Genomic DNA, 26,082 nt, shown 5'->3' with positions numbered 1-26,082 from the left:
CAACCGGGCAGAGCGCGCTATCAAACCGTTCGTCATAGGGCGAAAGAACTGGCTGTTTAGCTTCACCACAAGTGGCGCTGAGAGTAGCGCAATCCTCTACAGCGTGATCGAAACAGCCAGAGCAAACGGCCACACCCCATTCGATTATGTGATGCATTGCTTAAATGAATTAGCCCAGCCACAGTGCGATATCGACAGTTTACTGCCCTGGCATGTTAGCCTCTAGGTGTAGTTAGCCGTACGCTTACGTTTTTTTGAATTGCTGCAAGGGCTACAACAGATTTATGTTTACCTAACTGTTTAGTTGCATGGGCAAAATCATTGTAAGTCAATTCAGGGAAGTCTTCGTCGGTGGCAGAGAGTGGAATAACTAAAACTTTTCTAGCATCATCGTCAGATTTTCTATTGATGAGGTCAATAATTCGCCTGCTGTAAACAACCGTAATGATGGCAATAAGTGTTGCCATTAAAATAAAATAACCAAAGATAGATAAGTAATAAATCATTTGGTTGATTTCAAACCAACTATTGATGACAAAGCCTATGCTTAACACTGCAAATACACTCCACTGGTACTTTCTTGTTGCGGTTAAGACTTTGTTCGAATGTGTGTATATAAGTAAGATTGCACAAACCGCAACCAAGGAAACGATCACGATTTTAGCGTTAGCTAAATCTGCAGTAAACACTGTAAGTAAATTACTAAACCAAGCAACAATTGTTGCGAGTAACGTAATTGCTGTGAGTACGTAAAAGCACTCTAAAACCTTACTTTGGTTTGTATGGGTATCGTCATAACCCATTCTTTTATTAAACTCCCAGCGCAGTGAAAAGAGCTTATAAAGCGAAATTGCTACCACAACAACACATATGCATAAGACACTTGTGAGTAGCCCCTGTGAATGAGGAAATAACTGCAATAGGATATTACCAGCAGCACCGGTTAATAGTAACAGCAGAATAGATAATGCATAAACTGTAAGTGTAAGAGGAGTTGTGTTAGCACTAACTTGGTTATCTTCTTTTTCCATCATCTTGGTTACTCCTTGTAATGTATTTTATTTTGAATTTCACTCATGACTGCATTGCGTTATGTTCTGCATGATCTTGAGTAAAGCTGACGTTTCAACTCATGTGTGCGGGGGTAACCCTACAGTTTAGTTTGCCATCAACCAAGTTTGCGAGTCTCAATCCCCTATGTGTGCGGGGTGTAACTATAGAACCTTTTGGATTATGAAGCTAAGGCAAGAGTCTCAATCCCCTATGTGTGCGGGGTGTAACGAGCTAATGTTTTATCTACCACTCCACTATCAAGGTCTCAATCCCCTATGTGTGCGGGGTGTAACATCACTACCGTTACATCACTCATAGGCTCCCCTGTCTCAATCCCCTATGTGTGCGGGGTGTAACTGTTCCTAAAGCTTCTACCATTTTAGTAGGTAAGTCTCAATCCCCTATGTGTGCGGGGTGTAACAGCCAGCGCCAAAGCGACGATTTTTAAAGAGCGAATCAGCGGTTTTCCGCTAGATATGGTCATTGTACTGCTATTTTTGATCTTGTGCCACGGGTCATTTTGTAAACTACAAAGTATTCATCAAGTTAACTTGCCGCTAGCTGTGTGGAGTTTTGATGAGAACCTAAGGCTAGCGATAATAAGATCAAAGGCTGGATCATACACGCATTGTTGAGGGGGGAGGGGGCATAACTCGTAGCAGCGACTTTACGTCGCGACTCTTTTAGATTAGATATCTTTAATTGGTTTTACAGTACCTAATCGCGGGATAAACCCGCTGCTACGGGGCTGGTGTTGCTATGACTTTACGTCGCGACTCTTCTAGATTAGATATCTTTAATTGGTTTTACAGTACCTATCGCGGGATAAACCCGCTGCTACGGGGCTGGCGTAGCTATGACTTTACGTCGCGACTCTTTTAACTTGCTTGTTTTGAGGAGGTGAGGGCGATGCCTGATGGAACCAGCTACAGGGATGTATTACGGCTCAGCTTTAAATCGCGGTATAAACTAAAAAGCTTTCCAGTTCTAGGCCGTGCACATTGATTCATCCATGAAGCGCTAACCGCTTCGGCCGTCCAAGTCGTAGCAGCGACTTTACGTCGCGACTCTTTTAACTTGCTTGTTTTGAGGAGGTGAGGGCGATGCCTGATGGAACCAGCTACAGGGATGTATTACGGCTCAGCTTTAAATCGCTGTATAAACTAAAAAGCTTTCCAGTTTTAGGCCGTGCACATTGATTCGTCCATGAAGCGCTAACCGCTTCGGCCGTCCAAGGCCTCAGTTTCAACCCTAGCCAAGCTGCGAGCACTCGCTTGTCTCGAGACGGGTTTCAACCTATTAAACGGGGTATCTCCAAACTCGTGATTTTCACACAGTGGATGGGCACGCCAAGTCTTAATCCCCTGTTAAACGGGGTATTTCCGAACCCAAATCACAGCCAGAGAGCTAAATATAAATGTGTCTTAATCCCCTATTAAACGGGGTATCTCCAAACACAAGTTGTAAGTGTAAAGCCGAATTCGGACTGGTTGTCTTAATCCCCTATTAAACGGGGTATCTCCAAACACTCGTATTGAAAAAAACACGTTGATCAGCGATGGGTCTTAATCCCCTATTAAACGGGGTATCTCCAAACTTAAACGATTCTATTCGTTACAACACCGGGGATACGTCTTAATCCCCTATTAAACGGGGTATCTCCAAACCCATTATCCGTGATTTGGGAGGGCTTGACTATTGGTCTTAATCCCCTATTAAACGGGGTATCTCCAAACCTTTAAATAATTTTGAGCGGACGGCGAACAAACGGTCTTAATCCCCTATTAAACGGGGTATCTCCAAACAAATGACTGAGGTGGATGAAAACACCACTATCAGTCTTAATCCCCTATTAAACGGGGTATCTCCAAACCCAATATCACCATCTACCCCTATTTCTATAGAGGTCTTAATCCCCTATTAAACGGGGTATCTCCAAACCTTGCAGTGTTGACGCCTTGTGTGGCGTGGCCTGCAGCGGTGGATAACACATAGCTTTACCAGAGTTATTAAAATAGTCAATAGCTACTGACATTTGTGCGATTTAGCTTACGGGCTATTGCATAAAACCGATAAAGTTCAATAACTTCAGAACGTGCGGTTTTTAGCGTTTTTGTCTGTTCCGATGAGTTTGTCATATTACGTCATGGGTACAGTGATAACGTGATGTTTTTAAAGAGCAAAATCGATTACAGTCCACAGCTTATAACGTGAGCAAGTTTTATGTGATCGCATTTTGTGGATAACCGCAAGTGTAGTGCATTAGAAGGTAAAAAGCGTGTAAACCTTTTATTCTTTTTGGTTATTTTGATTGGTTTTTAATAACTTAAATATAGCTCATTGTGTATGCTTATAGACCAACTAAATACTTGTACACAGTGTAAAATAGGGACTTGTATACAATCTTGCTAACTTGCTGAAATTTCATTGCTTATTGTTATGTCAGTAGGTTCGGGTTACTTAATAGTTCAAAGCTGTAGTCACTGTATCAATCCCCTATGTGTGCGGGGTGTAACACCTACAAAGGTTAGATATTACGAAAACGGTAGTGTCTCAATCCCCTATGTGTGCGGGGTGTAACGTAATTCCTGGTGATAAGGGGATTAACGAATTCCCAAAGCGACTATTTTTAAAGAGCAAATCAGCGATTTTCCGCTAGATATGGTCATTGTACTGCTATTTTTGATCTTGTGCCACGGGTCATTTTGTAAACTATAAGGTATTCATCAAGTTAACTTGCCGCTAGCTGTGTGGAGTTTTGATGAGAACCTAAGGCTAGCGATAATAAGATCAAAGGCTGGATCATACACGCATTGTTGAGGGGGAGGGGGCATAACTCGTAGCAGCGACTTTACGTCGCGAATCTTTTAGATTAGATATCTTTAATTGGTTCTACAGTACCTATCGCGGGATAAACCCGCTGCTACGGGGCTGGTGTTGCTATGACTTTACGTCGCGACTCTTTTAACTTGCTTGTTTTGAGGAGGTGAGGGCGATGCCTGATGGAACCAGCTACAGGGATGTATTACGGCTCAGCTTTAAATCGCGGTATAAACTATAAAGCTTTCCAGTTTTAGGCCGTGCACATTGATTCGTCCATGAAGCGATAACCGCTTCGGCCGTCCAAGTCGTAGCAGCGACTTTACGTCGCGACTCTTTTAACTAGCTTGCCTCGAGATGGACGACGAAAGACCGAAACGCAGTTTCGCAGCTTGAGGAGGTGAAGGCATGGATGCCTGATGGAGCCAAGCTACAGGGATGTACTACGGCTCAGCTTTAAATCGCTGTATAAACTATAAAGCTTTCCAGTTTTAGGCCGTGCACATTGATTCGTCCATGAAGCGCTAACCGCTTCGGCCGTCCAAGTCGTAGCAGCGACTTTACGTCGCGAATCTCTTAACTCGCTTGTCTCGAGACGGGTTTCAACCTATTAAGCGGGGTGTCTCCAAACTAAGAACATGGTGCCAGCTGGTGCTGTCAACTTATGTCTTAATCCCCTGTTAAACGGGGTATCTCCAAACTGCGTCCTCCGTTATTGATAATCTCGCCCTTCTGGTCTCAATCCCCTATGTGTGCGGGGTGTAGCACGTCAGGCAGGTTTTAGCGAAATGCGAAAACATGGTCTCAATCCCCTATGTGTGCGGGGTGTAGCGTGTTATGTTTAAATTAAACACAAAGCGACTATTTTTAAAGAGCAAATCAGCGATTTTCCGCTAGATATGGTCATTGTACTGCTATTTTTGATCTTGTGCCACGGGTCATTTTGTAAACTATAAGGTATTCATCAAGTTAACTTGCCGCTAGCTGTGTGGAGTTTTGATGAGAACCTAAGGCTAGCGATAATAAGATCAAAGGCTGGATCATACACGCATTGTTGAGGGGGAGGGGGCATAACTCGTAGCAGCGACTTTACGTCGCGAATGTCTCAACTCGCTTGTCTCGAGACGGGTTTCAGCCTATTAAACGGGGTATCTCCGAACCTTCGGAGCCTCTGGCTTCGTCGACGGTAAGTACTGGTCTTAATCCCCTATTAAACGGGGTATCTCCGAACAACTTTTCGAAGCACAGGGTACACTCAGGTAGAGCCTTAATCCCCTGTTAAACGGGGTATCTCCGAACGCAGAAGCAATTGTAATAACATCTGCACATGTGGATGGTCTTAATCCCCTGTTAAACGGGGTATCTCCGAACTATCATCTTCCCTATTTTATTTTTAGGCTTAGTTTGTCTTAATCCCCTATTAAACGGGGTATCTCCAAACTAGAAACTGGAAGAGATCAGGCTTTTCTGGGTAAGTCTTAATCCCCTATTAAACGGGGTATCTCCAAACCCGCAACTGACGAATTAATAGAAGCATGGGTTTCTTAGTCTTAATCCCCTATTAAACGGGGTATCTCCAAACACGCAATCGTACTTACGAGAGGGGAGTAACGTCCTGTCTTAATCCCCTATTAAACGGGGTATCTCCGAACATTCAGAGATTATTTCTAAATCTGAAGAAAGCGTGTCTTAATCCCCTATTAAACGGGGTATCTCCGAACAGTAACAATCATCATGGGAGTCGTCTTTATTGACGTCTTAATCCCCTATTAAACGGGGTATCTCCGAACCCTTGCAGTGTTGACGCCTTGTGTGGCGTGGCCTGCAGCGGTGGATAACACATAGTTTTACCAGAGTTATTAAAATAGTCAATAGCTACTGACATTTGTGCGATTTAGCTTACGGGCTATTGCATAAAACCGATAAAGTTCAATAACTTCAGAACTTGCGGTTTTTAGCGTTTTTGTCTGTTCCGATGAGTTTGTCATATTACGTCATGGGTACAGTGATAATGTGATGTTTTTAAAGAGCAAAATCGATTACAGTCCACAGCTTATAACGTTAGCAAGTTTTATGCGGTCGAATTTTGTGGATAACCGCAAGTGTAGTGCATTAGAAGGTAAAAAGCGTGTAAACCTTTTATTCTTTTTGGTTATGTTGATTGGTTTTTAATAACTCAAATATAGCTCATTGTGTATGCTTTTAGACTAACTAAATACTTGTACACAGTATAAAATAGGGACGTGTATACAATCTTGCTAACTTGCTGAAATCTCATTTTTTATTGTTATGTCAGTAGGCTCGGGTTAGCGGCCAACTACTATACTAACTAAAATGCACGTGCTAGTTAAGTACTTGCGCCGTTATTAGCTTGGCAAAGTGTAGCGATTGATTGGTAGCTTGTGTAGTGAGATTAGCTATTTTTTTTAGGGGTTCCGGCTTGCGCCGGAATGTGTTGAGCGTGATGCTAAGGTAGGTGGTTATGGATTGGCTTGCACTTGCTTGATACCTGCACTGTAGTTGTTTACGACCTTGTCATTGTTTATGTACTGCATAGCGCAATTGTTGTGTAGGGTCGCAAGGCTACCACCAATGCTGGCGGTAACTTGACCACCGGTTACATCCACCCGAATTTTCTTTTCGTCATGGCACTGCAATCGCGCTAGATCAATCTCATAGTCAAAGGCATCATAGTATTGGCGCATATTGTCTTTGTTAACGGCTTCTTTATGGATGGTAACAATAAAATTGTTTTCGGGGGCATGAGGATCTTGTCCGTATTGGGCGAGCCAGCGTTGATAAATATGAATTTGCTTCACCTCGTCATACATGTGCTCTCTTAGTTGCTCACTTGGAACGAGCACGGCTTGTTGTAATCCACCTATATTTGCTTTGAGTGCGCGCAGGGTTTGTTGCCAGTTCAGGCGATAATTATCGAGCATGGTAATATCTTTTTGCAATGTGCCACTAAATTGGGCTTTTTCAATCCAATGTACTTGTTGCTGCTCATCAACTTGCCTTTGGTATAACGTAAACACACCGCCATGCTCACGTATTTGATAGCCAAACGAGATGGGCGACACTGCCATAATTAGGATCTCGGCTTTGGGTAGGTCATTGGTGCTAGACAAGTCACGCACGCGGATATAATCAAAGGCTAAAAACGCGGTTAAGGTACTAAATGCAAAAAAAGCGACAATGGCATAAACCAGCGCAGAGAGAATAAACTGCTCTTTGTTGTAAAAATAAAAAAAGCTCTGATCGCCAATCCAGGCTAGGCTGACAAGGGATAAGGTACCAGACAAAAAGACCCCCGCGTTTTTGCTTGAGATCTTTTGTTGGAAAAACTTGAGTCTATTACGGATCATGGCATTTCCTTAATATCATACTGGGTTACATTTGCATCGAGTGTTTCCATTTGCGTGTGCGTTAATTCTTTGCCTCTGAGCTCTTCTGGTAGAGTTAGGTTTAAATGAAAATAAAGTGCTCCTTTTTTGCAGCACTGCGCCGCTAGGTTAACGGGCAGGGTGCCATATACTTCATCTCCCGCTTGGATCTCGTTAATATTTAAATGGGTGATAAAACGGTCTATGTGAAGATGTTGCTTAGCCCATTGAATTGCACCACTATGGCGGCTGATAAAATAATTCATGATGAGATCACCTCTATTCGTTCAAGTGGTAGTGCGACTTTGTAGTACAAGCTATCTCTTCTGTTGTAGTTGACTTTATTAATGCCTAGCTGGTGTAGAAAAGATTGTCCTAGCTGCTTTGCTATGGCTTTGTTTAGTAGTGAGACTTTCTCTGTAAAAAAGGCGCTCGACATTCCTTGCCCTAAACTGTCTTTTTTAAATGCTGACGCTTTTAAGTCATCCATACTAAATTCGTCTTTGATAATACTGTTTAGCTCGGCAAAAGAGTCACCATACTCTTTACTTCTTTGTTTTGGGGAAACAACACTTCCACCTTGTTGTTCTTGCATGGTTAAAAACCACCAGTAAAAAGTTAATACAGAAGGAGGAAGTTCTACTATGTGGTTTTCAATTTGTAGTTGCCTGTTAAAAACATCAATAACCAATGTATATTTCTCATGGGCCAAATTTAAAATCTCTACGGCTTGCGTGTAGCTTGCTTGGCCGCTGAGCAGACTCTCTGGCAACTCTTGACGTAATCTAACAAATGGGATAAGCGCTAAGCTAACGTTGGCATCTTTAGCGTCTTCGGTGCGACCAAGTCGGGTGTGGATCGCTTTTGAGTAGGGGGTTGGGTAATAAAACTCGCTACTTTCAAATGGTTCGTCTACTAATACATGGCTTAAAGTATCTTGATGTCGGCCATATAAACTCATGGCGTATCCCAATAAAAAGGTCATGGTTTTTCTACCGCCAGCAATAGAGGCATGCACGGTTTGCTCTGGCTTTTCGGTTTCTTGTTGAACCTTTTGAGTAATAAAGTCGGCTAAGGCTTGATGTTCAAGCTCGGTTCTTGCGTCTTCTAGCTGATTTCCTTGGTTATCTTCAATCACAAAAATATTGTCTTGGGTAAAGGTAATCGAGGGCAAATTATAGTCATTGATGAGTTGCTGTAGCATCGGTGGTTGCCCGTCTTGGCCGAGCATCAGGTTAAGCCAAATTTCTTTTTTACCTCTTGTTGTGGTGATGACTTTGACTTCGTCTATGGGTTGTCCTTTTTTGTAAAAGGCATAAATGGATTCAGTGATCACCTGAGGTGACATGCCTGTAACGGCAAGCAGTGTGTGTTTCATTGCTATTCTTCCTCTGTTTGTTCAAATACCACAACGGCACGTTTTAGAGCATCTTGTATTTGTGCCCAGCTTTGCTGTTGCCACGTATTTTTATCACCGGGCACGGCGATGTGAAGCACGATGCTGTGGTTGAACACGCCTTGCTGTTTTAATTCATTGTTAGTGATATGTATTTCAAATAATGCGTAGCTGCCGCTGAGTTTTTGGTCGTTATTGTAGGGGTTGGGTTTGTGGTTATTAATGATTCCTGTTTGCTCTGCCATGCTGGGCGCATTTAAGTAAGCACACACGCTTTGCGCTGTACCAAGCGGAGAGTTGGGGCAGTGCCCTTGATTGGTAAAGGTAATATGTTGCACGTTTTTAGTCGTATAAGAAAAGTCGCGGTGCTTTTCTGGTATGCCAAATTGACTAAGCAGGCCATGACGATATTGATGATAGGCAACAGGGCTTTGCAGGTCGCTCAGCTTGTAGGTTGGGCAGGTGTTGTAGTTGGCTGGGCAATCTTGCTTTTCTACTTGCTGTAAACTGCCCCAATACGTGAGTGCAGCTTGGGTAACATAATTACTAGGCTGGTGCGATTTGTTATCCACAAACCAAGATTTACGTGGAAACAGCGCACGTTTTAATGCATCCCAATGACTTAAAAAGACTTGGTGGCAAGGCGCGATTTGAGCACTGCATACTCTTGCTAAGTCAACTTGGTTTGGCCAATACGCTTTGCTTTTTTGGTATGGGTAACTGGTGCTTTCACAGCCGCTTATTAGCGCTACTAGCGCCAAGATTACATAACTTGTTTGTTTCATTATATCGCCTCCTGCTACTCAATTTGACTAAGTTAGTTAACTCCATTTTGTGCTGAAATTAGGTTTCACAAGTTTGTGAAATCCCTCTCTGCATTTTCATCTTTTATGCTGTGTGATACCAATTGGCCTTAATACTTGCTCAATTTGAAGGAGTAAATCTGACGCTAACGGCGTTAAAAATTTCTTATTTAGAGTAACTAAATAGCAAAATTTTTGCCTGGTTATCGACAAGATTTTCTCGCCTCAAAGTAGACCACTTAATTAAGCAAATTGGTATTGAGAGATTAAGGTGTCGCGTTTTACCAGTTGCGCCCATGTCGCCCAGCAAATTAATGCGGTCTTTCTCTTGGCGTTACATTTGGTATTACTTTATAGCGAATGTGACGTGATTGAAAAGTTTAAATTTATCAACAGGTGAATATAAAGGATTTAGCATGTTAAAGACTTCTTTTAGTAAATTGACTTTAGTTTTAGCTATCACTACCGCACTGAATGCATGCGGTGGCGGTTCAAGTTCTACAACACCGGTAAATAACGGTGACAGTAGCAATGGTGACAACAGCAATAACGGAGATAACACAGATACACCCACGGCACTAGACAGTCACACCGTGACAGTACCTGGTTACCAAAGTGTACGCGTATTTATGGATGTAAATGGCGACTTAGCGATGCAGGCTGATGAGCCGAGTGGTTTAACGGCAGAAAACGGTAAAGTCACGCTAGATGTTAAAGATATAGACGACGAACAAAACTATCTGCTCGTCGCTAACTTTGTACCGGGGGTCACTAAGCGGGCTGATGGTCAGCCTGCGGTTCAATCTGCTCAGCAACTTATCGCGCCGCCACTGGCCAGTGTGATTTCGCCCTTGTCTCATTATGTTGCAGATAAGCTTAAGAGCGGTGGGGAGTTGGCTGATGCCGTCGCGGCTGCGGCGAGTGATATTGGGTTGAGCCAATTAGATATCGCTAAAGATTATATCGCTCAGTCAGACGAGGCGCTAATGGCTATCTCAACGGCATTTCAAAAGGTGTATTTTAGCGACCTTGCAGAGACTGAAAAACCACTCGCCGCCAAGCAAGTGGCTGCGCTTATTAAGGCATGGAAAGACGCACAAAACCCGCTCGATTGGAATGCTCTTGAAGTGGTATATCAAAACGAACAATGGCAAATCGCACCGACCAATCCTGGCGATATTGCCGCAGATAAGCTAAGCCATTGGGGCGAGCTACCAAAACCGGTGGATGGCAATAGGCCAACATACGTATGGAAAAACGACAGCAAAGACACCTTTGTTATATTAGCCAGTGCAGCAGTCACGGAAGCGCCATTGGCCTACACTTTTGACCCAGCGCTTGGCGAAAATGCGTTGGTAAAAAGTGATGCCTTAACTGAGCATCTTAACCAGTTTAAAGAGAGTACACAGTTAGGTGAACGTTTGCGGGTACACCGAAGTGAGTCAAACCGAGCTGGTGGGATAGTGACCGTAAAAACCCATGTAAAAACCATTGAGCTTGATGGTGAGGCACCTAATTATCAACATATTGAAAAGCAATATCAGTTTGATCAAGCGCTCAATTATAAAGGGGTCGAAGGGATCATTCAGTCTATTGAGGTGATACAACCTTGGCTTGAATCACCTTGGGCGTTAGTGCATGTTGCTCACGATAGTGATGGTAATGGTATTTATATTGGTGGTTACGTACTTATGCGCATTGTTGAAGAGTCGCTTGTTGCTAACACCGGCTTAAATGAAGGGCAGTTTTATGAGTATATCAATCGCATGGAAGCTGAAGGTCATATAATTATTGGCTTGCCAAATGACCAGAGTGAAGATCTTGATTGGTATGCGCTCTCGGAAGCAGGTGCCAAAGTAGTTGTGCAAGGCGACTATCCGATGAAAAACATGACGCTCAGAGCCACAGCGAAAGACAACAAGGGAAATCAAACCTGGTGTTTTGATTATAACGAGAGAACGTTATGCCGCTTTTATGACAAAAACAGCGACACCTGGCAGGCACCATTTTTACTTGAGCCGCAGTTTGGTAACTATACCTATCGCCAAGCCAATTACTTGAGCCTTGACTACAACCCTGCCGGCGTATTAGCGGTTGCCACCGAAGGTTATGATACCACTTCCATTGTTGGACAATACTATCCCGACTCAAATACGTGGTATTGGCAGGAAAAAGTTGGGTTTTACAACTTAAACGATGATGCACATGTACAGCTTGATAACGCAGGGAATTGGCTATTAAAACTAAGTGTTGGATTGGGTGCGCATCTTAATTTTATTGCACCGCAAAGTGAATATAAATCCATGTTAGAAGAAAGCGCACAAGGAGTAGGGCCATTGCTGCTTGACTCGGGCACAGGGATTTACATTAATTATGAGCGTACCCGTGAGCAACAACAAGTCTATTTAGTGCACGGCGAGTAGTTGCGGTTTGTACCACACAAAAGCGGCGCACTCGCCACCGCTTTTGTGTGTTTGTAGGGGTGATAAACGCAGCGCCAACAAACGCTGGATATGTTGCCTTTTGTGTTTACGCTCCGCGCAACCAGTTGCGTAGTCTATCTTTAAGTTGGCCAAGGTCGTCTTCGCAGATCAGGCCAATTTCTAGCGCTTTGGCGCGCAGTCTTTCCGAAGTTCTAATGCCTTGATAGCTCACCAGTAGGCCTCTTGCTTGTACGCCGCCAAATAGCTCGCTGAGGGAATCAAGTTTGTATATCACTTGGTTGCCTTCCCCTTTACTAAACTTTTTGGTTTTGCATTCAATGAGGTGAAGCTTATTGTTGGCGAGCGCCACAATGTCTAGCTCGTTATTGACATAGCCTTGCCCCACGCGACGTTTAATCGCAACGCCTTGGGCGACATCTTGTAAAATCGTGAGTTCTTTTTTTAGGCTGAGGAGGGTGGCGTAAACATATTCTTCTAGCCAGCCACCGTTGGCAAAAAAACGAGCGCCTTCATTAGCAAACTTTAATTTGTCGTCTTGCCTTGTGGCGACGTTAGCATCTTCTAAATCGTCAATGAGTGTTTGCAAACTTGGGCTATTCATTTGGCTGCGACTCAAAGGCTCACTAATAAGTGCATTATCTTCGCTGCTGGCAGCGAGGTAGTTGAGCTGGGCGAGAGCATGGCTAAAATCTGTTTGACTGGTTGCCCATTTGGCACCGAGCTGGCGATAGCGAATATCAACGATACCCTCATTTGCAATTTCGGTGATATCGCCGTCGATGAGGTTAAAAAAATCGCGTATCTTTAATTTATCGGCAAGGATGGTGTTGACTCGCTCTGTTGGTACAAGCCAGTGAAGTTCGTCGCGCTCGGGTTCAATGATAAAACATTCTATTGGATAGGCGCGGATCACCTCATACATCGCAAGTAAGTGTTGGCGGTCGCCGCAACTGGCATTAAACACAAATTGGGTATCTGGTTGTTCACTAATTAGGGTATCAATGAGCTGGTGGAAGCTGTCGATTAAGGTGTCACTATCTCGGCTGGTGGGAATAAAGGCGTGATGTACTTTTACCCCTCTTGGCCCCAACACTCTTTTAATATCTTCAAGGTTTTGTTGTTGTTGAGATTCTATTAAATAGAGTATTTCATCCGAGTCGATATTGTGGTCGAGTACAGGTGTAAGCGTGTTAATAAAGTTAGTGTCGATAAAACTAAGGTGTACGTGCTTTGTCATGACTGTCCGTAAAAGTTATGTCCTTCATGAAAGATGAAATTACCCTATAAAACGGCAAGTGTAAAACAGAGTAATACTTAGTTATTAATTTGCCGCCATTTGGCGTGAAATCCCAAAGTTTGTCTAAAGTTCTGCACTGTAAAGTCGATAAATCTAAGGAAAATAATAAGTTGTACTTTTAATGCACGGAATGATTTACATTCATTTATAATTTGTAGCAGTTCAGGCAATGTTAAGCTTAACAATTTGGCGAAGTTATGCTCAAATGAGTTCGCTGCATTAAAAATAACAACATAACAATAAGATCGTGCATACTTTTCAGGGTTGATGAATGTCATTATTTCGTTTTGATGAGGATGAGGGCTATGTCTACTTGCTCTCTCATCCAGTGGAATCCGGATTTCCGGCGAGCTCGTCTCAATTGATAGAGATGATTGAGGAGTCGCCATATGCGGATTTTGAAATCATTCATGCCAATATAGGTCAATTATTTGCTGCTAGTGAGACGCCCGAGCAGGACTCGCTGATTGTGGCTCGCGCTATCGATGCGTCTATTTCTGTGCGTATTGAAGAAGGCAACATGCTTGCTGAAGCGAGAGTAACCACAGCCCGAGGCGGTAAGTTGGTTTGTATGAACAAAGCCAAACAAGCATTAAAGCAAGCTGGTATTAAAAAAGGTGTCAGTGGCAAAGCCCTCGATAATCTTCTCGGTCAGCAGTTAGAACTCCCTCCTGGACACACTTACAATGGTATTGTTGCGCATGGTCAACGAGCCAAAGATGGCAATGACGCACGGTTTGTGCGCCTGTGTATGACAGCGCAGGACAGAGTGCTCAGCCCGCAAGAATCGAGCGGCGGTAAAGTCGATATGCGCAACTTAGGTGCTATCATCACCGTAAAGCCGGGCAGCCCATTAATGAAAAAAGTCCCGCCAACTGAAGGCGAGCCGGGCTATACCGTGTTTGGTGACGTGATTGACCCTAAACCAGGCAAAGACGCGCCACTTGAGGTGTCAGAAGGCACCAAGCTCGATCCCAACGATAAGAACCTGCTTATTGCCGATTCAAAAGGCGTGCCTGTAGCCGTTCCTCGTGGCATGCGTGTTGACGATGTGCTGTGTTATGAAAACATTGATGTGACGACTGGGCATGTTGAGTTTGATGGCAGCGTGATTGTGAGCGGTGATATTAAAGATGGAATGCGTGTTAAGGCTTCGGGCGATATTACTGTTATTGGGTTTGTGGAATCGGCCATTCTTGAAAGTGGTAGCGCGGTCACGATAATGCTTGGCACCATTGGTCGTAAGCGCACCGAAGGCGAACCTTTTTCGTGCTCGATTAAAGCAAAGCGCAGTGTTTCGTTAGGCTATGCGCAGTACTGCCGAATTGAAAGCGAACAAGATATTCTCATTGAACGTCAAGCCTTGCATTGTGACTTGGCTTCCAAGCGTTTAATCAAAATCGGTAAAGGTGAAACCCCCAGAGGCAAGCTGATTGGCGGAAATGTATTGGATGCCATGCGTATTGAAACGGGTGAACTTGGAGCACCATCAGGCACAAGAACGCGTATTTCATTAGCCCAAGATTGGGATAGTTTGCACGATAAGCACCGCGAATTAGTGGAGCTGGAAAAGGTGCTGGCGTCCAAAGTCATCGATATTAAACAAGCCATGAATAAAGCACAGGCGTCGCCGCAATCGCAAAAACGAGATGCATATCTTGCCAAGTTGCAGCACAGCGAAATGCAAATCAACAAACACTACGGCCGCAATCAGCGTAACATCGGTTTAATACAGCAAAAAATACATCGATTAGCACGCTTGAGTCGAGTCACTGTTAATGAGCTGATGCACCCCGGAACTGAAGTGAAAATAGCGAAAGACACGAAACTGTTTTCACGAATTTACCCGCCTAATTTCGTTAAATTGCATGAAGGTAAGATCATGCAGCAGTTTACGACTGCCAAAACCGCAGAAATAGCTTAAAAACGAGCACTTATAAAAATGCCAGCTGGATTTGCTGGCATTTTTATTATTCGGTGTCGGTTGTTGACTCAGGTTCTGACTCGGCTTCAGGCTCTGGTAATGGCCAGCCACCTAATGCTTGCCACTTGTTGACTATGTAGCAAAAGAGCTCTGCGGTGCGCTCTGTGTCGTAAAGTGCACTGTGTGCTTGACTGTTATCGAACTCGATACCTGCTGCACGACATGCCTTTGCAAGCACCGTTTGCCCTAGAGCAAGCCCGGCAAGTGAAGTGGTGTCAAAGCTGACAAATGGGTGAAAAGGCGTACGCTTTATCTTGTTACGCTCAATCGCTGCATTTAAAAAGCCGTGATCAAAAGCGGCATTATGGGCGACGACAACGGAGCGCTGACAGCCCGCGGCTTTTTGGGCTTTACGCACGGCTTTGCAAATTTCTTTCAGCACTTCATCTTCTGCAACTGCGCCTCTGAGTGGTGAAAATGGATCAATGCCATTAAAGTCAATCGCAGCTTGCTCAATATTTGCGCCTTCAAAAGGCACAACATGAAAGTGTACTGTCTGATCTAAGCTTAATACCCCGTCATCGTCCATTTTTAACATACTGACGGCAATTTCTAGTAGGGCGTCAGTATCTTTATTAAAGCCAGCGGTTTCCACGTCGATAACTACAGGAAAGAAGCCGCGAAAGCGTTTTGAAAATAGCGTTTGCTCGGTATCAGACATAATCTTCTTGGTTTGTGAAATTTAGCGGCCTATTATACTGATACCTCGACAAGAAGCGAGCAGCTTGAGAACGCTTAGTATGGTACATTTATTGCTTAACTCTAAATAGCGCGAATTGGTAGAGATAAGCTCTAGTTTTTGGCGTGTTGAGCGCATGTAGATTAATGGTTGATGTTGTGAGGTGTGGGGTGATCAAGTTATATAAATCAGTAGGTTGGGTTGGTATATCGTTATGCGCCATTACCTTTAATAGTGAGGCTGCAATGCGGCAATACGCTGCCGAAGCTGATTCATCACATTGGAATGTTGACCAAAACAATCGCTTGAGTTGTGCGCTTAATCATGAAGTTCCGTATTACGGTGAAGCTATATTTTCAAGTAATGCCAGTAAAAATAAAGACTTAACCTTTAACCTTGATATGATGGTACGTCCTGAAAGTTACGATTTTGCAGGACTTGAATCGGTGCCACCGCTTTGGCGAGCCGGCAAACCGGCAAGAAGCATCGGGCAAATGAAATTACTGAAAAAATTTGACGGTGAACTTGAAAATGACGTCGCGTGGCAGTTGCTGACTGAGCTTGAAAAGGGCTACTTTCCCACTTTTTATTATAAAGATTGGCACAACGACGTAGATAAAATCTCAGTTTCTTTGTCGTCAGTAAACTTTAAACAGGCATATTGGGCGTTCTTACAATGTCGCGATAACTTGTTGCCATACAGCTTTGAAGACATCGCTTTTACGGTGATGAATTACAAGAAAAATTCCAGCGAACTGACAAAGTCGTCACGCAAACGCTTGGATATGATCGGCGAATATCTTAAAAATGACTCGAAAATTGAGCAAATTTATATTTCGGCCTATAGCGATAGTTATGGCGGCCGTGATACCAACCTGAGGTTGTCAAAGAAACGTGCCGAGGCGATTAAATCATATATGGCGAGCTTAGGGGTTGAAGAGAATAAGATTATGACTGACGGCTTTGGCGAAAAACGCCATATTGATACCAACGACAATGCTATTGGTCGCGGTAAGAACCGTCGAGTCGTGATCCAAATTTCAAGACCTTGATGTTGGGGTTTTGGTTTTGTAGTGGGTTGTTGGTTAGTTGGGTTGTCGGCTTAAAAGCCGACCTACAAGCCGAGACACGGTGCTGATATCGGTTTTATTCTAATACCGTACTACATGACGCTTTTAATGCATTGGCATGGCTTAGCTGATTGTGATAGGTGATGGTAATGGGCTGTGCGGTGTTTATCTCATAAGCCAGTGCTAAATCTAATTCTACGCTTTTACTTTGCCCAGCATTTAGGGTCATAAATTCATTGGCTGTCGGCGCGAGTCGTTTCGCCATGGGTCCTTGATAATTAAGCGACTTACCATTTTGTGTTACCTCTAAAAATTGGCTCCACCAGCCTTCAAAAGGGGTATGCCAAATTAGAAACTTTTCATCATTATGGCCTGCGTTGGTAAAAGTGAAATTAATGGGGTAGGTCATACCTGAGTCGGAACCCTTACTCACACTGCATTGAATGTTACTTTGTGCATTCATCGTTGCCTCTGATTTTGTAGTTGGGGCGGTGTCGTTGCAAGCTTGGAGCAGCATAGCAGCGGTGATCATCATTAGGGGTTTCAACATACTGTTTTTGAGCCTGTTGCCACGCTCATTCCTTTTTTATTTTCAACGTAAATACTTTGCACTATGCTGAGTATTACAGTCGAATAACGAATCGCATACTCTCATGACCAAAAATAATAACAAAGAGTTCAATTCTTTTGCATCGTTTTACCCTTATTATCTCGCGGAGCACAAAAACAAAACCTGTCGTCGCTTGCATTTTATTGGCTCAACCTTAGTGCTGTTGATTTTGCTCTTTGCGCTGGTTTTTGCATATTGGTCTTTACTATGGTTGTTGCCAATCGCGGGTTATGGTTTTGCTTGGGTAGGGCATTTCTTTTTTGAAAAAAATAAGCCTGCGACATTTCAATATCCGCTATATAGCTTGATGGGTGACTGGGTCATGTACAAGGACATTATCCGTGGTAAAGTACCTTGGTAAAGGAGACTCAGTAGATAATAAAAATGAATGTAAAACAAAGTGTTATTGCTATGAGCTGTGCCGTTTTACTGGCTGGTTGCCAAAGTGTGTCAGCCACTGGCACACGCACGCTAGCAACTTTTAGTGTAGATAATACTCAGTGCTACGACCGCAAGGCGCAATCTAGTTATTTTGTCGTTGATTCTCATCACCATTTTCAGCCATTTCGGGGAGATGCGGTCCCATTTGATAAGCTCGTTACTTGGGCAGAGCGTGCGGGAGTGGTGTTTGTCAACGTTTATGGCATTGGTCAAACCTACGAGCGAAAGCCTGATTGCTTTGGTGAGCGTGGGTGCTACAGTCAGTTGATTTCACCCAGCATTCAAAATGACTTTAAAAATGCGAGCAATTATCTTAAATATGGCGCAGATAACGTGCATATTACCTTGTCTATGACCTTTGCTGACTTACACAAACCAGAGACTATTTTGCCAAAAATGGCACTACTTGAAGGCGAGTTTGGTGACTTATTTCGTTGGATGGGAGAAGTGAATTTAGTTAAAGCAGCGCATTTTGGTAATGGGCATCAAGCGGTAGAAAAAGAGACTATCGCCAAGTGGCAGCCATTTATGGCTGTGCTAAAAGAAAAGCGTATTCCGCTTGCTCTGCACGCTGACTTAGGCGATAACAACACGCCACTTAAATACTTACCTTTGCTTGAGGAAGTGCTAAAGCGCTACCCAGAAAACGATATTATTTGGATGCACATGGGAGTATCAAAAGAGCTAAGCCAAATTGATCCGGAGCTACACATAAACACCATGGAGCGGTTATTCTCCCAATATAAAAACCTAAAGGCCGATCTGTCATGGCGAATTTTGTACGAATATTATTTTAGCGACCCGAAAATTCAGGGACAGTATGTTGAATTTATTAATGCCCATGCTGAGCGTTTTTTGCCAGGCAGTGACTTCGTCGCTAGTAAAAATAAACGCTTTTTCGATTATTTAGAAGAAGTCGATATCAATAGCCGAATTCTCGCCGAACTTGATGACAATGCTTTTCGCCAGATCGCCTTAGGTCAAAACTACTTTTCGCTATTAGATTTACCTTATCGCGCGCCAGAGATTTGTATTACAGCGTCTCCTTGAGCATGGATAGCACATCGTTTACGTCTAGCTTCATCACTTTGTCGGTGTTTGCGAGCAATTGATCCGCGAGGTCTTTTTTATGGTGATGGAGCTCGACAATTTGCTCTTCAATCGTGCCTTTGGCAATTAAGCGATAAATAGTAACGGGGCGTGTTTGTCCCATTCTATGTGCGCGGTCTGACGCTTGCTCTTCAACCGCAGGATTCCACCAAGGATCCATGTGAATAACATAATCTGCAGCGGTAAGGTTCAAACCAGAGCCTCCGGCTTTGAGGCTTATTAAAAATACCTCGCCTTCACCTTTTTGAAAGGCATTCACGGCCTGCTGACGTGCTTTGCTTGGGGTGCTGCCATCTAAATATTGAAACCTGATCCCGCGTTTTTCCAAGCGAGCTTTGATAAGTTGCAAATGGCCTACAAACTGACTGAATATAAGTGCCTTGTGATTGTTCTCTTGCAGCTCGGTTAGAAGCTCATCCAATGCCGCTAATTTCGAGCTGGTTATCTGACTTTCTGCCATTAACAGTTTTGGATGACAACAGGCTTGGCGCAAGCGGGTTAGCGCTGCCAGCATTTTAAAGCGTTGTTCATTGGCACTGTCTTGCTGTGTTGACTGTGAAATTTCGTCAATGGCATTTTGGCGCAGCGCTTCGTAAAAGGTTTGTTCTTCTTGGCTCAATTGAATTGGTACATTGATCTCAGTGCGTGGTGGCAATTCAGTTAATACCTGATGCTTCATACGGCGCAGAATAAAAGGCTGGATCAGGTGTTTGAGGCCTTTACGGGCACGGTGTGCTGCGAGCTTATCTTCATTGGCGTTTTCAATGGGAGCGGAAAACTTTTCGCTAAAGCGTTTGAGGTTACCGAGCAACCCTGGGTTTACAAAACGAAAGAGTGACCAAAGCTCGGTGAGGTTATTTTCTATTGGGGTCCCTGTGGTGATCAGCTTAAATTTGCCTCTGAGCGCGCACGCGGCTTGAGTACGTTTTGCTAAAGGATTTTTTAGCGCTTGGGCTTCATCGGCGACAATGGTTTCAAAAGCGATAGGCTTTAAGATATCAACTTCGCGCTGGAGTAGACCATAACTTAATATCACACAATCCAGTGGTTGCAAGTTGCTCAGCATCTCAGCTCTAGCATCAGAATGTGGATAGTCAGAAAAGAGTTTCACCGACAAGGTTGGAGCGAATTTTTGGATTTCCTGTTGCCAGTTGAAGCAGACCGATGTTGGCGCGATGACAAGTGTCGGGCCGACATTGGCACGGGCCAATATCATCGCCAGCGCTTGGATGGTTTTACCCAATCCCATATCATCGGCAAGGCACGCACCTGCACCCCAATGGGCAAGTCGCATTGCCCAGTCAAAGCCCGCCTGCTGGTAGTCGCGCAGCTCGGCTTGTAATGTTGAAGGAAGCGTTGGAGTTAATGCAACGGCTTGCTGCATTTTTTCGTTTTGTTCTTCCCAAGCCGGCAAGGTTTTCATCCGCATTCCTGTGGTGGCTTCAGCAATTAAAGGCGCGGCTAACGGGTGAAACTTTCCGCCCTCGGTCGCGTTATTGAGCTGGTCAAGTTGCGCTTTTAAGTCACTTGAAAGCGCGAGTACTTGCTCACCATCCAGCGCAATAAAGCGGCCATTGCTGGTGGCAACCATTTTTAGAAGCTGTTTAAGTTCGATAACTTGGTCATTATTTACTTGTAGCTCGCCGGTCATGTCGAACCATTCATTTTTCTTGCTCATGGCAAGTTGCAAATGTTGGCTTTCGAGCTTGCTACTGAGCTTAACCTTTTTGCCTTTAGGCCATCTGAGCTTGAGTGCCATAGGGCAAGGCTCTTGATTAATCACCAGCTCAAGTTCTTGCAGCACCTCTAGCGCTGCATCCATTTCGGCTAAACTTAAGCGATTATCCGTCATCTCCAAAAATAGCGGACAGTGCGTATCTAACTCATCCAATCTTTGCTGCTCAAGTAACAAGTTTCGGGTGGTGGATAAGCGCTTACCATCAATTTCGGCGCTGACAGTGGCAATACCGTGTCCTGGATGAAAAATCGGCCCTTTTTCGCCAAAGGGCATGACCACACAGTGAAAATCGAGGCCTTGATGATAAGGTTGAATGTTAATAACAAGCGCCGATTGCGCTTCGATACTATCCAGCCCAGTATCTATATCAGCTAAATCAGACTGTACATTAAGATAAGGTGCGATGGCTTTAATACTCGATAGCACCTTTTGTTTTGCACTGGTAGGCACGGTTAATCCAGACTCGCCGATAATCTCAGCGACCTGTATATGTGACTGGTTAAACACAATAAACTCGTAGTGATGCTCAGCTTGTTGAGTAAATGAGTAGGTTTGCGGTTGACCAAAATAGCTGGGTAAATTAGGAATAGAGAGTAGCAGATCGTCGCCATGTTGACGGATGTGTAACTCGGGAGATTTCTCGGCAATGGTAATGGCTTGTTTTAAGTCTTCTTCATGGTATAGGTTGGTGGCGCCGACTGCGGCTTTTAACGCTGGAATTCCAGCAAGGGTGTAGTCCGCACGACCATTGTAGCCATAACCTGACTGTGGTGCGATGGCGTCGATCAGCTTTTTATCAGATTGGCTGATATAACTAAATTGCTCAGGGTGTTGTTTCAGTTGTTTGCAGGAAATTGGCTTACCTTTTCCCCAGCCTGTTTTACCCCGCTTTTGCTCGCGTGCTAAAAACTCAATATCAAAGCGACCTTGCCTAATTTGCCAAATCAGGCGAAATTGTTCGTCAACTTCTTGGCTGGTATTTGCGTTCGGGTTGAGCGCAATAAGCTTGTCCAGTGCCAGATCCCACGCCGTCTTTTTGGCAACAAGGTGACTAACATTAAGCTCGGGATTAAACGCAAGCGGATATTGCTCACCGTGCATTGCCAGCATCAACTGCTTTGCAAGCCCAGCAAAAAGAGGTAAAGAGAGGCGCTCAAAAATTGCGATGCAGTCGTCGAGACTGGCAAGCGCTTTGGCATCTAAGCTCTGATTACACCAGAAGTGTGCAAAGCAGTCGAGCAAGCGACCTAAGGAATAGTCAAAAACATGAGATTTCTTCAGACTTGAATAATTTAAATGGGCGCTGCTGTAGGTACTGTTTTGCGACAAGCTCTCTGCGCAGTATAACAGCACGTTATTGGCAAAGAAGTTATTATAAGGCGCTTTGCTGTCTTGGCTTTCAAACTCAAGCTGTTGAGAGAGGGTGTCAAATAATGCGGCATCATGGCTATTGGCTTGCTGCAATAACGCCAACTTATGAAACAAACCCAGTGTTCTACCTAGGTACTGCTTTTTACGTTTGGTGATTTTGTCTTTGGCTTTTAGTGCTTGTTCAAAACAAACGATAATATCGTCGTGTTGTTGTAAAAAAGCAATGCTTGCCATAATTTGTGCACTATAAGCGGTTTGGATATTGGCTACCAACGCCTGAGCCTTATCCAATTGCAGGGTATAGATTTGATACTCTGCTAATAAGCAGGTCAGTAGTGGGCTCTGTGTATTGGCTTGAACCTGTGTGAGTACATCAAGTGCATAGCTAATGCTGTGACCACCTTGTAGTAAGGTATAGAGCAAAGTTGCAAAAGCTTGATATTGCAAGTCATCAGCAAGCGCCGAAAATCCTTCAACTGAAAAAGGATAAAAATACAGTGGTAATAGCACTTGATTGGTCTTATGACACACCGCCTGTGGGTCTTTCGCCAGTTCTAAATGATTGCGGGCTTTTGGTAGTTGGTTGATAAATAAAAAGTCTCGAATGAGTCGCTGTTCATCGGCAAATTGGCGTTCCCATTCATAAGCATTCAATACAGGGATAAACTCTTCAGCAGCGTTAAGGATTGCTAAAAACTGGCCGTCAGCCATGACTCGATGGCTTAAACTGGTCGCGAGTTTTAGATTTATTTGCACTCCATCTTCGTTAAAAGTCACTAACCCGTCTGAGCGCCACTTCATAATTTGGCTATGACTTACACCTTGTTCAAAGTCATTTTCGGGGATGATATCTTTTGCCACGAGTGCTTGAACTAGGCGTTTGAGTTTGATTGCTGAAACTGGTTTATAGACGACCGCCAGCACACTCAACAGCGTTTGCTCGTGCACAGGTAGGTTATGCACTTGATTGATTAGCGCTGTGATTTCCTTGTTAATTGCTGGTGGAAAGTCAAAATTCATCGTTTGGTTATAGTATTCAATTTAAGACACTGAAAACTACCATAATTTAGTCTGAACTGCCATGAAGATAAACAAAGTCAAAGTTCATTTTTCGGTTATGGTGGTTCATTCAATACACTGAAAACTAGTACTATATTTAGTCTGAACTGCCATGAGGATAAGCAACAAGAAAGAAAGGGGGGTGAGGGAGGCGATGCCTCCCTTTTGGTTAGCCTAGCATGTTATACAGTAATGCAGAAACCGCCAGCAAGCCGACGAATAGTACAAAGTAAGTGCCAATGTGGCTTTTGTATTTTTGTAGTGCCGGTACTTTAAACACGGCAATGGTTGGCATGATAAACAAGATCATCGCAATAATCGGGCCTGAGATAGCCCCCATCATATCCAAAATACTTGGGTTTAATACGGCGCACACCCAAATAGCAACAAACATAAATACCACGCCTAGCTTGTCAGCAAGCTTGTAGCTCATACTCGTTTGCTTGGTTGCAAGGCCGTTAAAGCTTTCGCGTGCACCAAGGAAGTGGCCTAGGAAAGACGAAGTAATCGCGATAAATGCCACAAGAGGGCCAAGCATTTCAATAAATGGATTGTTATACACGTTAGCTAAATAGGATAAAACAGAGACGTTCGCCGATTTTGCTTCTTCCATTTGCTCTGGTGTTAGAGAGAATACGCAGGAGAACACGAATAGCAAAACAAACACGATCAACATAATGGAGGTCGTACGAAGAATGGCTTCTGATTTTTGAACTGCCTCACTTTTGTAGTGACGACGCTGCACGTTAGCAAAGCTAGATATAGCGGCTGCATGGCTAAATGAAAATACTACGATAGGAACGGATAGCCAAAGCAACTCGGTTAAGCTCGCAACGTCAGGCGTGCTTATCACTGGCATTTGCCAGTTAGGCACTAAATAGAGTGACAAAAACAGTAATACCCCAACCAGCGGGTAAACCAAAATAGCAAAAGCACGCAGTAGCAGCTTTTCGCCGCCTAGCATAATGGCAATCATCCCGGCAACGAGCAAACCGGAGAGTAAAATACGAGATGGCGATTCAAAGCCAAGTTGATTGACAATAAAGCTGTCGACGGTATTGGTTAGGCCAACACCATAGATAAGCAAAATAGGAAAAATAGAGAAAAAGTAAAGTAAGGAAATTAAACGGCCAGCACCTGCGCCAAAGTGCTCTTCTACTACATCCGTAAAATCGGCATTTTTTTGCTTTGATGAAAGGACGAACCGGGCCAATCCTCGGTGTGCTAAATAGGTCATAGGGAAGGCAAGCACTGTCATGATAACGAGTGGCCAAAAACCACCAATACCTATGTTAATTGGCAAGAATAAGATACCTGCGCCGACCGCAGTGCCAAATAAACTTAATACCCAATGTGTGTCGTGTTGGGTCCAGCGCCCGTCGCTGATGGTATTCATCTCCATCATCGCTTCAGAGGAATTACTCATATACTTGTTGTCCTGGATTTAGAATTATAATCGGGCGCATCATATAAAAAATGACGAAGTGTTGCATGTATAAACCGTCTACTCCGAGGAGTTATGCGGTGAAATACGTTTGTTTGACTAAAACTTGCTCAAGGTGTGGTGGGTTCTTCACCGGTTATTGTAAATCTAAGTCTGCAAATGTTCTTAATTGTTACCACTGGCAATGAATTGCTAGCCGACTTATAAATAAATTTTTATTCTAGTTTGCAAAGAGAATTAAAATAACCAAGTGGAAAAGTATGTTCAAGCTAAACTCTCTATTGCTCGCTTCAACTTTGTTGGGAAGCTTCGCTGCTAATGCAACGATTGTCGAATTTCAAACTTCTCATGGTAGCTTTCAGGTCAATTTATTTGATGAAAGTACGCCTAAAACCGTGGAAAACTTTTTGAAATACGTAGATAACGGGCGTTATTCTGATACGGTAATTCACCGCGTTATTCCAGATTTTGTTGTGCAAGGTGGTGGCTTCAAATATGAAGGAGACGTGCCTCTTGATGCCATCGCTACTTACGATGCTGTAAAAAATGAACCTAAATGGTCTAACGTAAAAGGCACTATTGCAATGGCAAAGGTAGCAAATAGACCTGATAGTGCGACAAGCCAATGGTTCTTTAATTTGGTAGACAACAGTAAAAATTTGGACGTTGACAACGGTGGCTTCACAGTTTTTGGTCAAGTGACTGGTGATGGCATGGAAATATTAGAAGCGATAGCAAAAATTCCTCGTTGTGGTAATGTGCCATTAGTTAACTTCACTGATGAACAGTGTAAAGATAGCAATAGTGAGCCGGGGGCAGCTAACTTTGTAACCATAAACGCAATTACTGTGCTGGATGATGATCCCAAATCAGCTCAAGGCTTAAGCCCAAAAGCAAATACCTTGATTGATCAAGTGCCTGATAAGCCTTCAACTGACTCTGATTCATCTGGCGGTTCAATGTTTGCCGGCCTTATGTTGCTGGCTGGTATTTTCGGATTTAGACGTAGATTTCATAGGTAACCAAGTTACTTTGGTTGCAGATGCTAACGATAGCATCACAGTCCCTAGTTAACCTGATCTCAGGTTAATAACTTGGAAGCGCACTTCGGTGCGCTTATTTCTTTATTATTAAGTTATTCGTCTTCGCCAAACAGTGCAATCGCTTTTGTCGTCAAACTATACTGGTCACGGCCATCCACTTGGATAAGCCCTTCATTGAGGTGAGTGGTTACAACATCTTCGAGTAGTTGTTGATCTACGTATGGGAGTGAAAAAGTATGGTGATTGATATCGCACGATTCTGGAAAGCTTGCTTTCAGCTTAGACAGCAACATTATCGAATACATATTCTGTAAACGTTCCATAGCCGACCCTT

At 43.7% G+C, this 26,082-nt stretch carries 18 protein-coding genes and 3 CRISPR repeat arrays; of the genes, 7 read left to right on the top strand and 11 right to left on the bottom strand.

Going from position 1 to position 26,082, the window contains the following annotated elements; all coding sequences use genetic code 11:
* A partial coding sequence (locus DS891_RS22535; RefSeq protein ID WP_174170737.1) for a transposase domain-containing protein occupies positions 1 to 226 on the top strand: 226 nt, incomplete at its 5' end.
* Here DS891_RS22535 and DS891_RS22530 read toward each other — a convergent pair.
* The 5 genes from DS891_RS22530 to DS891_RS22510 form a co-directional block, all read right to left on the bottom strand.
* Positions 216 to 1,034 carry a hypothetical protein gene (locus DS891_RS22530; RefSeq protein ID WP_174170980.1) on the bottom strand — a complete coding sequence of 273 codons (819 nt, stop codon included), beginning with the start codon at positions 1,032 to 1,034 and terminating at the stop codon, positions 216 to 218. The two genes, DS891_RS22535 and DS891_RS22530, sit on opposite strands and share 11 nt — an antisense overlap.
* Before the next feature lie 150 nt (positions 1,035 to 1,184).
* A CRISPR array of direct repeats spans positions 1,185 to 1,474; the repeat unit is 31 nt; unit sequence GTCTCAATCCCCTATGTGTGCGGGGTGTAAC.
* An 864-nt stretch (positions 1,475 to 2,338) separates the two neighbouring features.
* A CRISPR array of direct repeats spans positions 2,339 to 2,994; the repeat unit is 35 nt; unit sequence GTCTTAATCCCCTATTAAACGGGGTATCTCCAAAC.
* A 2,004-nt stretch (positions 2,995 to 4,998) separates the two neighbouring features.
* Positions 4,999 to 5,663: a CRISPR direct-repeat array (repeat unit 35 nt; unit sequence GTCTTAATCCCCTATTAAACGGGGTATCTCCGAAC).
* Positions 5,664 to 6,353: 690 nt separating this feature from the next.
* Entirely contained in the window at positions 6,354 to 7,241 is an 888-nt protein-coding gene (locus tag DS891_RS22525; protein ID WP_174170979.1) for a hypothetical protein, read from the bottom strand.
* The gene (csx16, locus tag DS891_RS22520) at positions 7,238 to 7,525 is read right to left on the bottom strand and encodes a CRISPR-associated protein Csx16 (RefSeq protein ID WP_211868595.1); all 288 of its coding nucleotides are present in this window, start codon (positions 7,523 to 7,525) and stop codon (positions 7,238 to 7,240) included. Before csx16 ends, DS891_RS22525 begins: the two co-directional genes overlap by 4 nt.
* Entirely contained in the window at positions 7,522 to 8,637 is a 1,116-nt protein-coding gene (csm6, locus tag DS891_RS22515; RefSeq protein ID WP_174170978.1) for a CRISPR-associated ring nuclease Csm6, read from the bottom strand. Before csm6 ends, csx16 begins: the two co-directional genes overlap by 4 nt.
* Positions 8,638 to 8,639: 2 nt before the next feature.
* Positions 8,640 to 9,440, bottom strand: coding sequence for a hypothetical protein (locus tag DS891_RS22510; RefSeq protein ID WP_174170977.1), 801 nt, complete (start codon positions 9,438 to 9,440; stop codon positions 8,640 to 8,642).
* Between the two features lie 434 nt (positions 9,441 to 9,874).
* Between DS891_RS22510 and DS891_RS22505 the strand changes: the two genes are divergently transcribed.
* Positions 9,875 to 11,881: a hypothetical protein gene (locus tag DS891_RS22505; protein ID WP_174170976.1), complete on the top strand. Its 2,007-nt coding sequence runs from the start codon at positions 9,875 to 9,877 to the stop codon at positions 11,879 to 11,881.
* A gap of 106 nt (positions 11,882 to 11,987) precedes the next feature.
* Here DS891_RS22505 and DS891_RS22500 read toward each other — a convergent pair whose 3' ends face one another.
* Positions 11,988 to 13,139, bottom strand: a complete 1,152-nt coding sequence (locus tag DS891_RS22500) for a DUF1887 family CARF protein (RefSeq protein ID WP_174170975.1) — start codon at positions 13,137 to 13,139, stop codon at positions 11,988 to 11,990.
* Positions 13,140 to 13,470: 331 nt separating this feature from the next.
* On the opposite strand from DS891_RS22500, the gene DS891_RS22495 reads away from it, so the two are divergent.
* On the top strand, positions 13,471 to 15,123 hold the full coding sequence (locus DS891_RS22495; RefSeq protein WP_010606466.1) for a DUF342 domain-containing protein: 1,653 nt from the start codon (positions 13,471 to 13,473) through the stop codon (positions 15,121 to 15,123).
* Between the two features lie 46 nt (positions 15,124 to 15,169).
* Here the strand turns inward: DS891_RS22495 and rnt are convergent, their stop codons facing one another.
* On the bottom strand, positions 15,170 to 15,844 hold the full coding sequence (rnt, locus tag DS891_RS22490; RefSeq protein WP_174170974.1) for a ribonuclease T: 675 nt from the start codon (positions 15,842 to 15,844) through the stop codon (positions 15,170 to 15,172).
* Positions 15,845 to 16,008: 164 nt separating this feature from the next.
* Here rnt and DS891_RS22485 point away from each other — a divergent pair, with 164 nt between their 5' ends.
* Positions 16,009 to 16,914: an OmpA family protein gene (locus DS891_RS22485; RefSeq protein ID WP_010606468.1), complete on the top strand. Its 906-nt coding sequence runs from the start codon at positions 16,009 to 16,011 to the stop codon at positions 16,912 to 16,914.
* Positions 16,915 to 17,008: 94 nt separating this feature from the next.
* Here the strand turns inward: DS891_RS22485 and DS891_RS22480 are convergent, their stop codons facing one another.
* Positions 17,009 to 17,482, bottom strand: coding sequence for a hypothetical protein (locus DS891_RS22480; protein ID WP_029215860.1), 474 nt, complete (start codon positions 17,480 to 17,482; stop codon positions 17,009 to 17,011).
* 103 nt (positions 17,483 to 17,585) lie between these two features.
* Here DS891_RS22480 and DS891_RS22475 point away from each other — a divergent pair, with 103 nt between their 5' ends.
* Together DS891_RS22475 and DS891_RS22470 are read left to right on the top strand one after the other, a co-directional pair.
* Positions 17,586 to 17,903: a DUF962 domain-containing protein gene (locus DS891_RS22475; RefSeq protein WP_174170973.1), complete on the top strand. Its 318-nt coding sequence runs from the start codon at positions 17,586 to 17,588 to the stop codon at positions 17,901 to 17,903.
* Between the two features lie 23 nt (positions 17,904 to 17,926).
* On the top strand, positions 17,927 to 19,033 hold the full coding sequence (locus tag DS891_RS22470) for an amidohydrolase family protein (RefSeq protein ID WP_174170972.1): 1,107 nt from the start codon (positions 17,927 to 17,929) through the stop codon (positions 19,031 to 19,033).
* On the opposite strand, the gene DS891_RS22465 is transcribed toward DS891_RS22470, so the two are convergent.
* Entirely contained in the window at positions 19,017 to 23,222 is a 4,206-nt protein-coding gene (locus DS891_RS22465) for a DEAD/DEAH box helicase (protein WP_174170971.1), read from the bottom strand. The genes DS891_RS22470 and DS891_RS22465 overlap by 17 nt on opposite strands.
* A 208-nt stretch (positions 23,223 to 23,430) precedes the next feature.
* Positions 23,431 to 24,687, bottom strand: a complete 1,257-nt coding sequence (locus DS891_RS22460; RefSeq protein ID WP_010606473.1) for an aromatic amino acid transport family protein — start codon at positions 24,685 to 24,687, stop codon at positions 23,431 to 23,433.
* A 278-nt stretch (positions 24,688 to 24,965) separates the two neighbouring features.
* Here DS891_RS22460 and DS891_RS22455 point away from each other — a divergent pair, with 278 nt between their 5' ends.
* On the top strand, positions 24,966 to 25,727 hold the full coding sequence (locus DS891_RS22455; RefSeq protein ID WP_174170970.1) for a peptidylprolyl isomerase: 762 nt from the start codon (positions 24,966 to 24,968) through the stop codon (positions 25,725 to 25,727).
* A 113-nt stretch (positions 25,728 to 25,840) separates the two neighbouring features.
* Here the strand turns inward: DS891_RS22455 and DS891_RS22450 are convergent, their stop codons facing one another.
* Positions 25,841 to 26,071 (bottom strand): hypothetical protein, encoded by a 231-nt coding sequence (locus tag DS891_RS22450; protein WP_045965390.1) that lies wholly within the window; start codon positions 26,069 to 26,071, stop codon positions 25,841 to 25,843.
* Positions 26,072 to 26,082: the final 11 nt, after the last annotated feature.

The organism is Pseudoalteromonas sp. JC28 (assembly GCF_013319255.1).
Taxonomy (GTDB): Bacteria; Pseudomonadota; Gammaproteobacteria; order Enterobacterales; family Alteromonadaceae; genus Pseudoalteromonas.
This window is presented reverse-complemented; position numbering and strand designations above follow the sequence as displayed.

What these genes read in the sequence shown, in the direction of transcription:
- DS891_RS22530 (WP_174170980.1), bottom strand. Translation starts at nt 1,034, where the DNA reads ATGATGGAAAAAGAAGATAACCAAGTTAGTGCTAACACAACTCCTCTT.
- DS891_RS22525 (WP_174170979.1), bottom strand. Translation starts at nt 7,241, where the DNA reads ATGATCCGTAATAGACTCAAGTTTTTCCAACAAAAGATCTCAAGCAAA.
- csx16 (WP_211868595.1), bottom strand. Translation starts at nt 7,525, where the DNA reads ATGAATTATTTTATCAGCCGCCATAGTGGTGCAATTCAATGGGCTAAG.
- csm6 (WP_174170978.1), bottom strand. Translation starts at nt 8,637, where the DNA reads ATGAAACACACACTGCTTGCCGTTACAGGCATGTCACCTCAGGTGATC.
- DS891_RS22510 (WP_174170977.1), bottom strand. Translation starts at nt 9,440, where the DNA reads ATGAAACAAACAAGTTATGTAATCTTGGCGCTAGTAGCGCTAATAAGC.
- DS891_RS22505 (WP_174170976.1), top strand. Translation starts at nt 9,875, where the DNA reads ATGTTAAAGACTTCTTTTAGTAAATTGACTTTAGTTTTAGCTATCACT.
- DS891_RS22500 (WP_174170975.1), bottom strand. Translation starts at nt 13,139, where the DNA reads ATGACAAAGCACGTACACCTTAGTTTTATCGACACTAACTTTATTAAC.
- DS891_RS22495 (WP_010606466.1), top strand. Translation starts at nt 13,471, where the DNA reads ATGTCATTATTTCGTTTTGATGAGGATGAGGGCTATGTCTACTTGCTC.
- rnt (WP_174170974.1), bottom strand. Translation starts at nt 15,844, where the DNA reads ATGTCTGATACCGAGCAAACGCTATTTTCAAAACGCTTTCGCGGCTTC.
- DS891_RS22485 (WP_010606468.1), top strand. Translation starts at nt 16,009, where the DNA reads ATGGTTGATGTTGTGAGGTGTGGGGTGATCAAGTTATATAAATCAGTA.
- DS891_RS22480 (WP_029215860.1), bottom strand. Translation starts at nt 17,482, where the DNA reads ATGTTGAAACCCCTAATGATGATCACCGCTGCTATGCTGCTCCAAGCT.
- DS891_RS22475 (WP_174170973.1), top strand. Translation starts at nt 17,586, where the DNA reads ATGACCAAAAATAATAACAAAGAGTTCAATTCTTTTGCATCGTTTTAC.
- DS891_RS22470 (WP_174170972.1), top strand. Translation starts at nt 17,927, where the DNA reads ATGAATGTAAAACAAAGTGTTATTGCTATGAGCTGTGCCGTTTTACTG.
- DS891_RS22465 (WP_174170971.1), bottom strand. Translation starts at nt 23,222, where the DNA reads ATGAATTTTGACTTTCCACCAGCAATTAACAAGGAAATCACAGCGCTA.
- DS891_RS22460 (WP_010606473.1), bottom strand. Translation starts at nt 24,687, where the DNA reads ATGAGTAATTCCTCTGAAGCGATGATGGAGATGAATACCATCAGCGAC.
- DS891_RS22455 (WP_174170970.1), top strand. Translation starts at nt 24,966, where the DNA reads ATGTTCAAGCTAAACTCTCTATTGCTCGCTTCAACTTTGTTGGGAAGC.
- DS891_RS22450 (WP_045965390.1), bottom strand. Translation starts at nt 26,071, where the DNA reads ATGGAACGTTTACAGAATATGTATTCGATAATGTTGCTGTCTAAGCTG.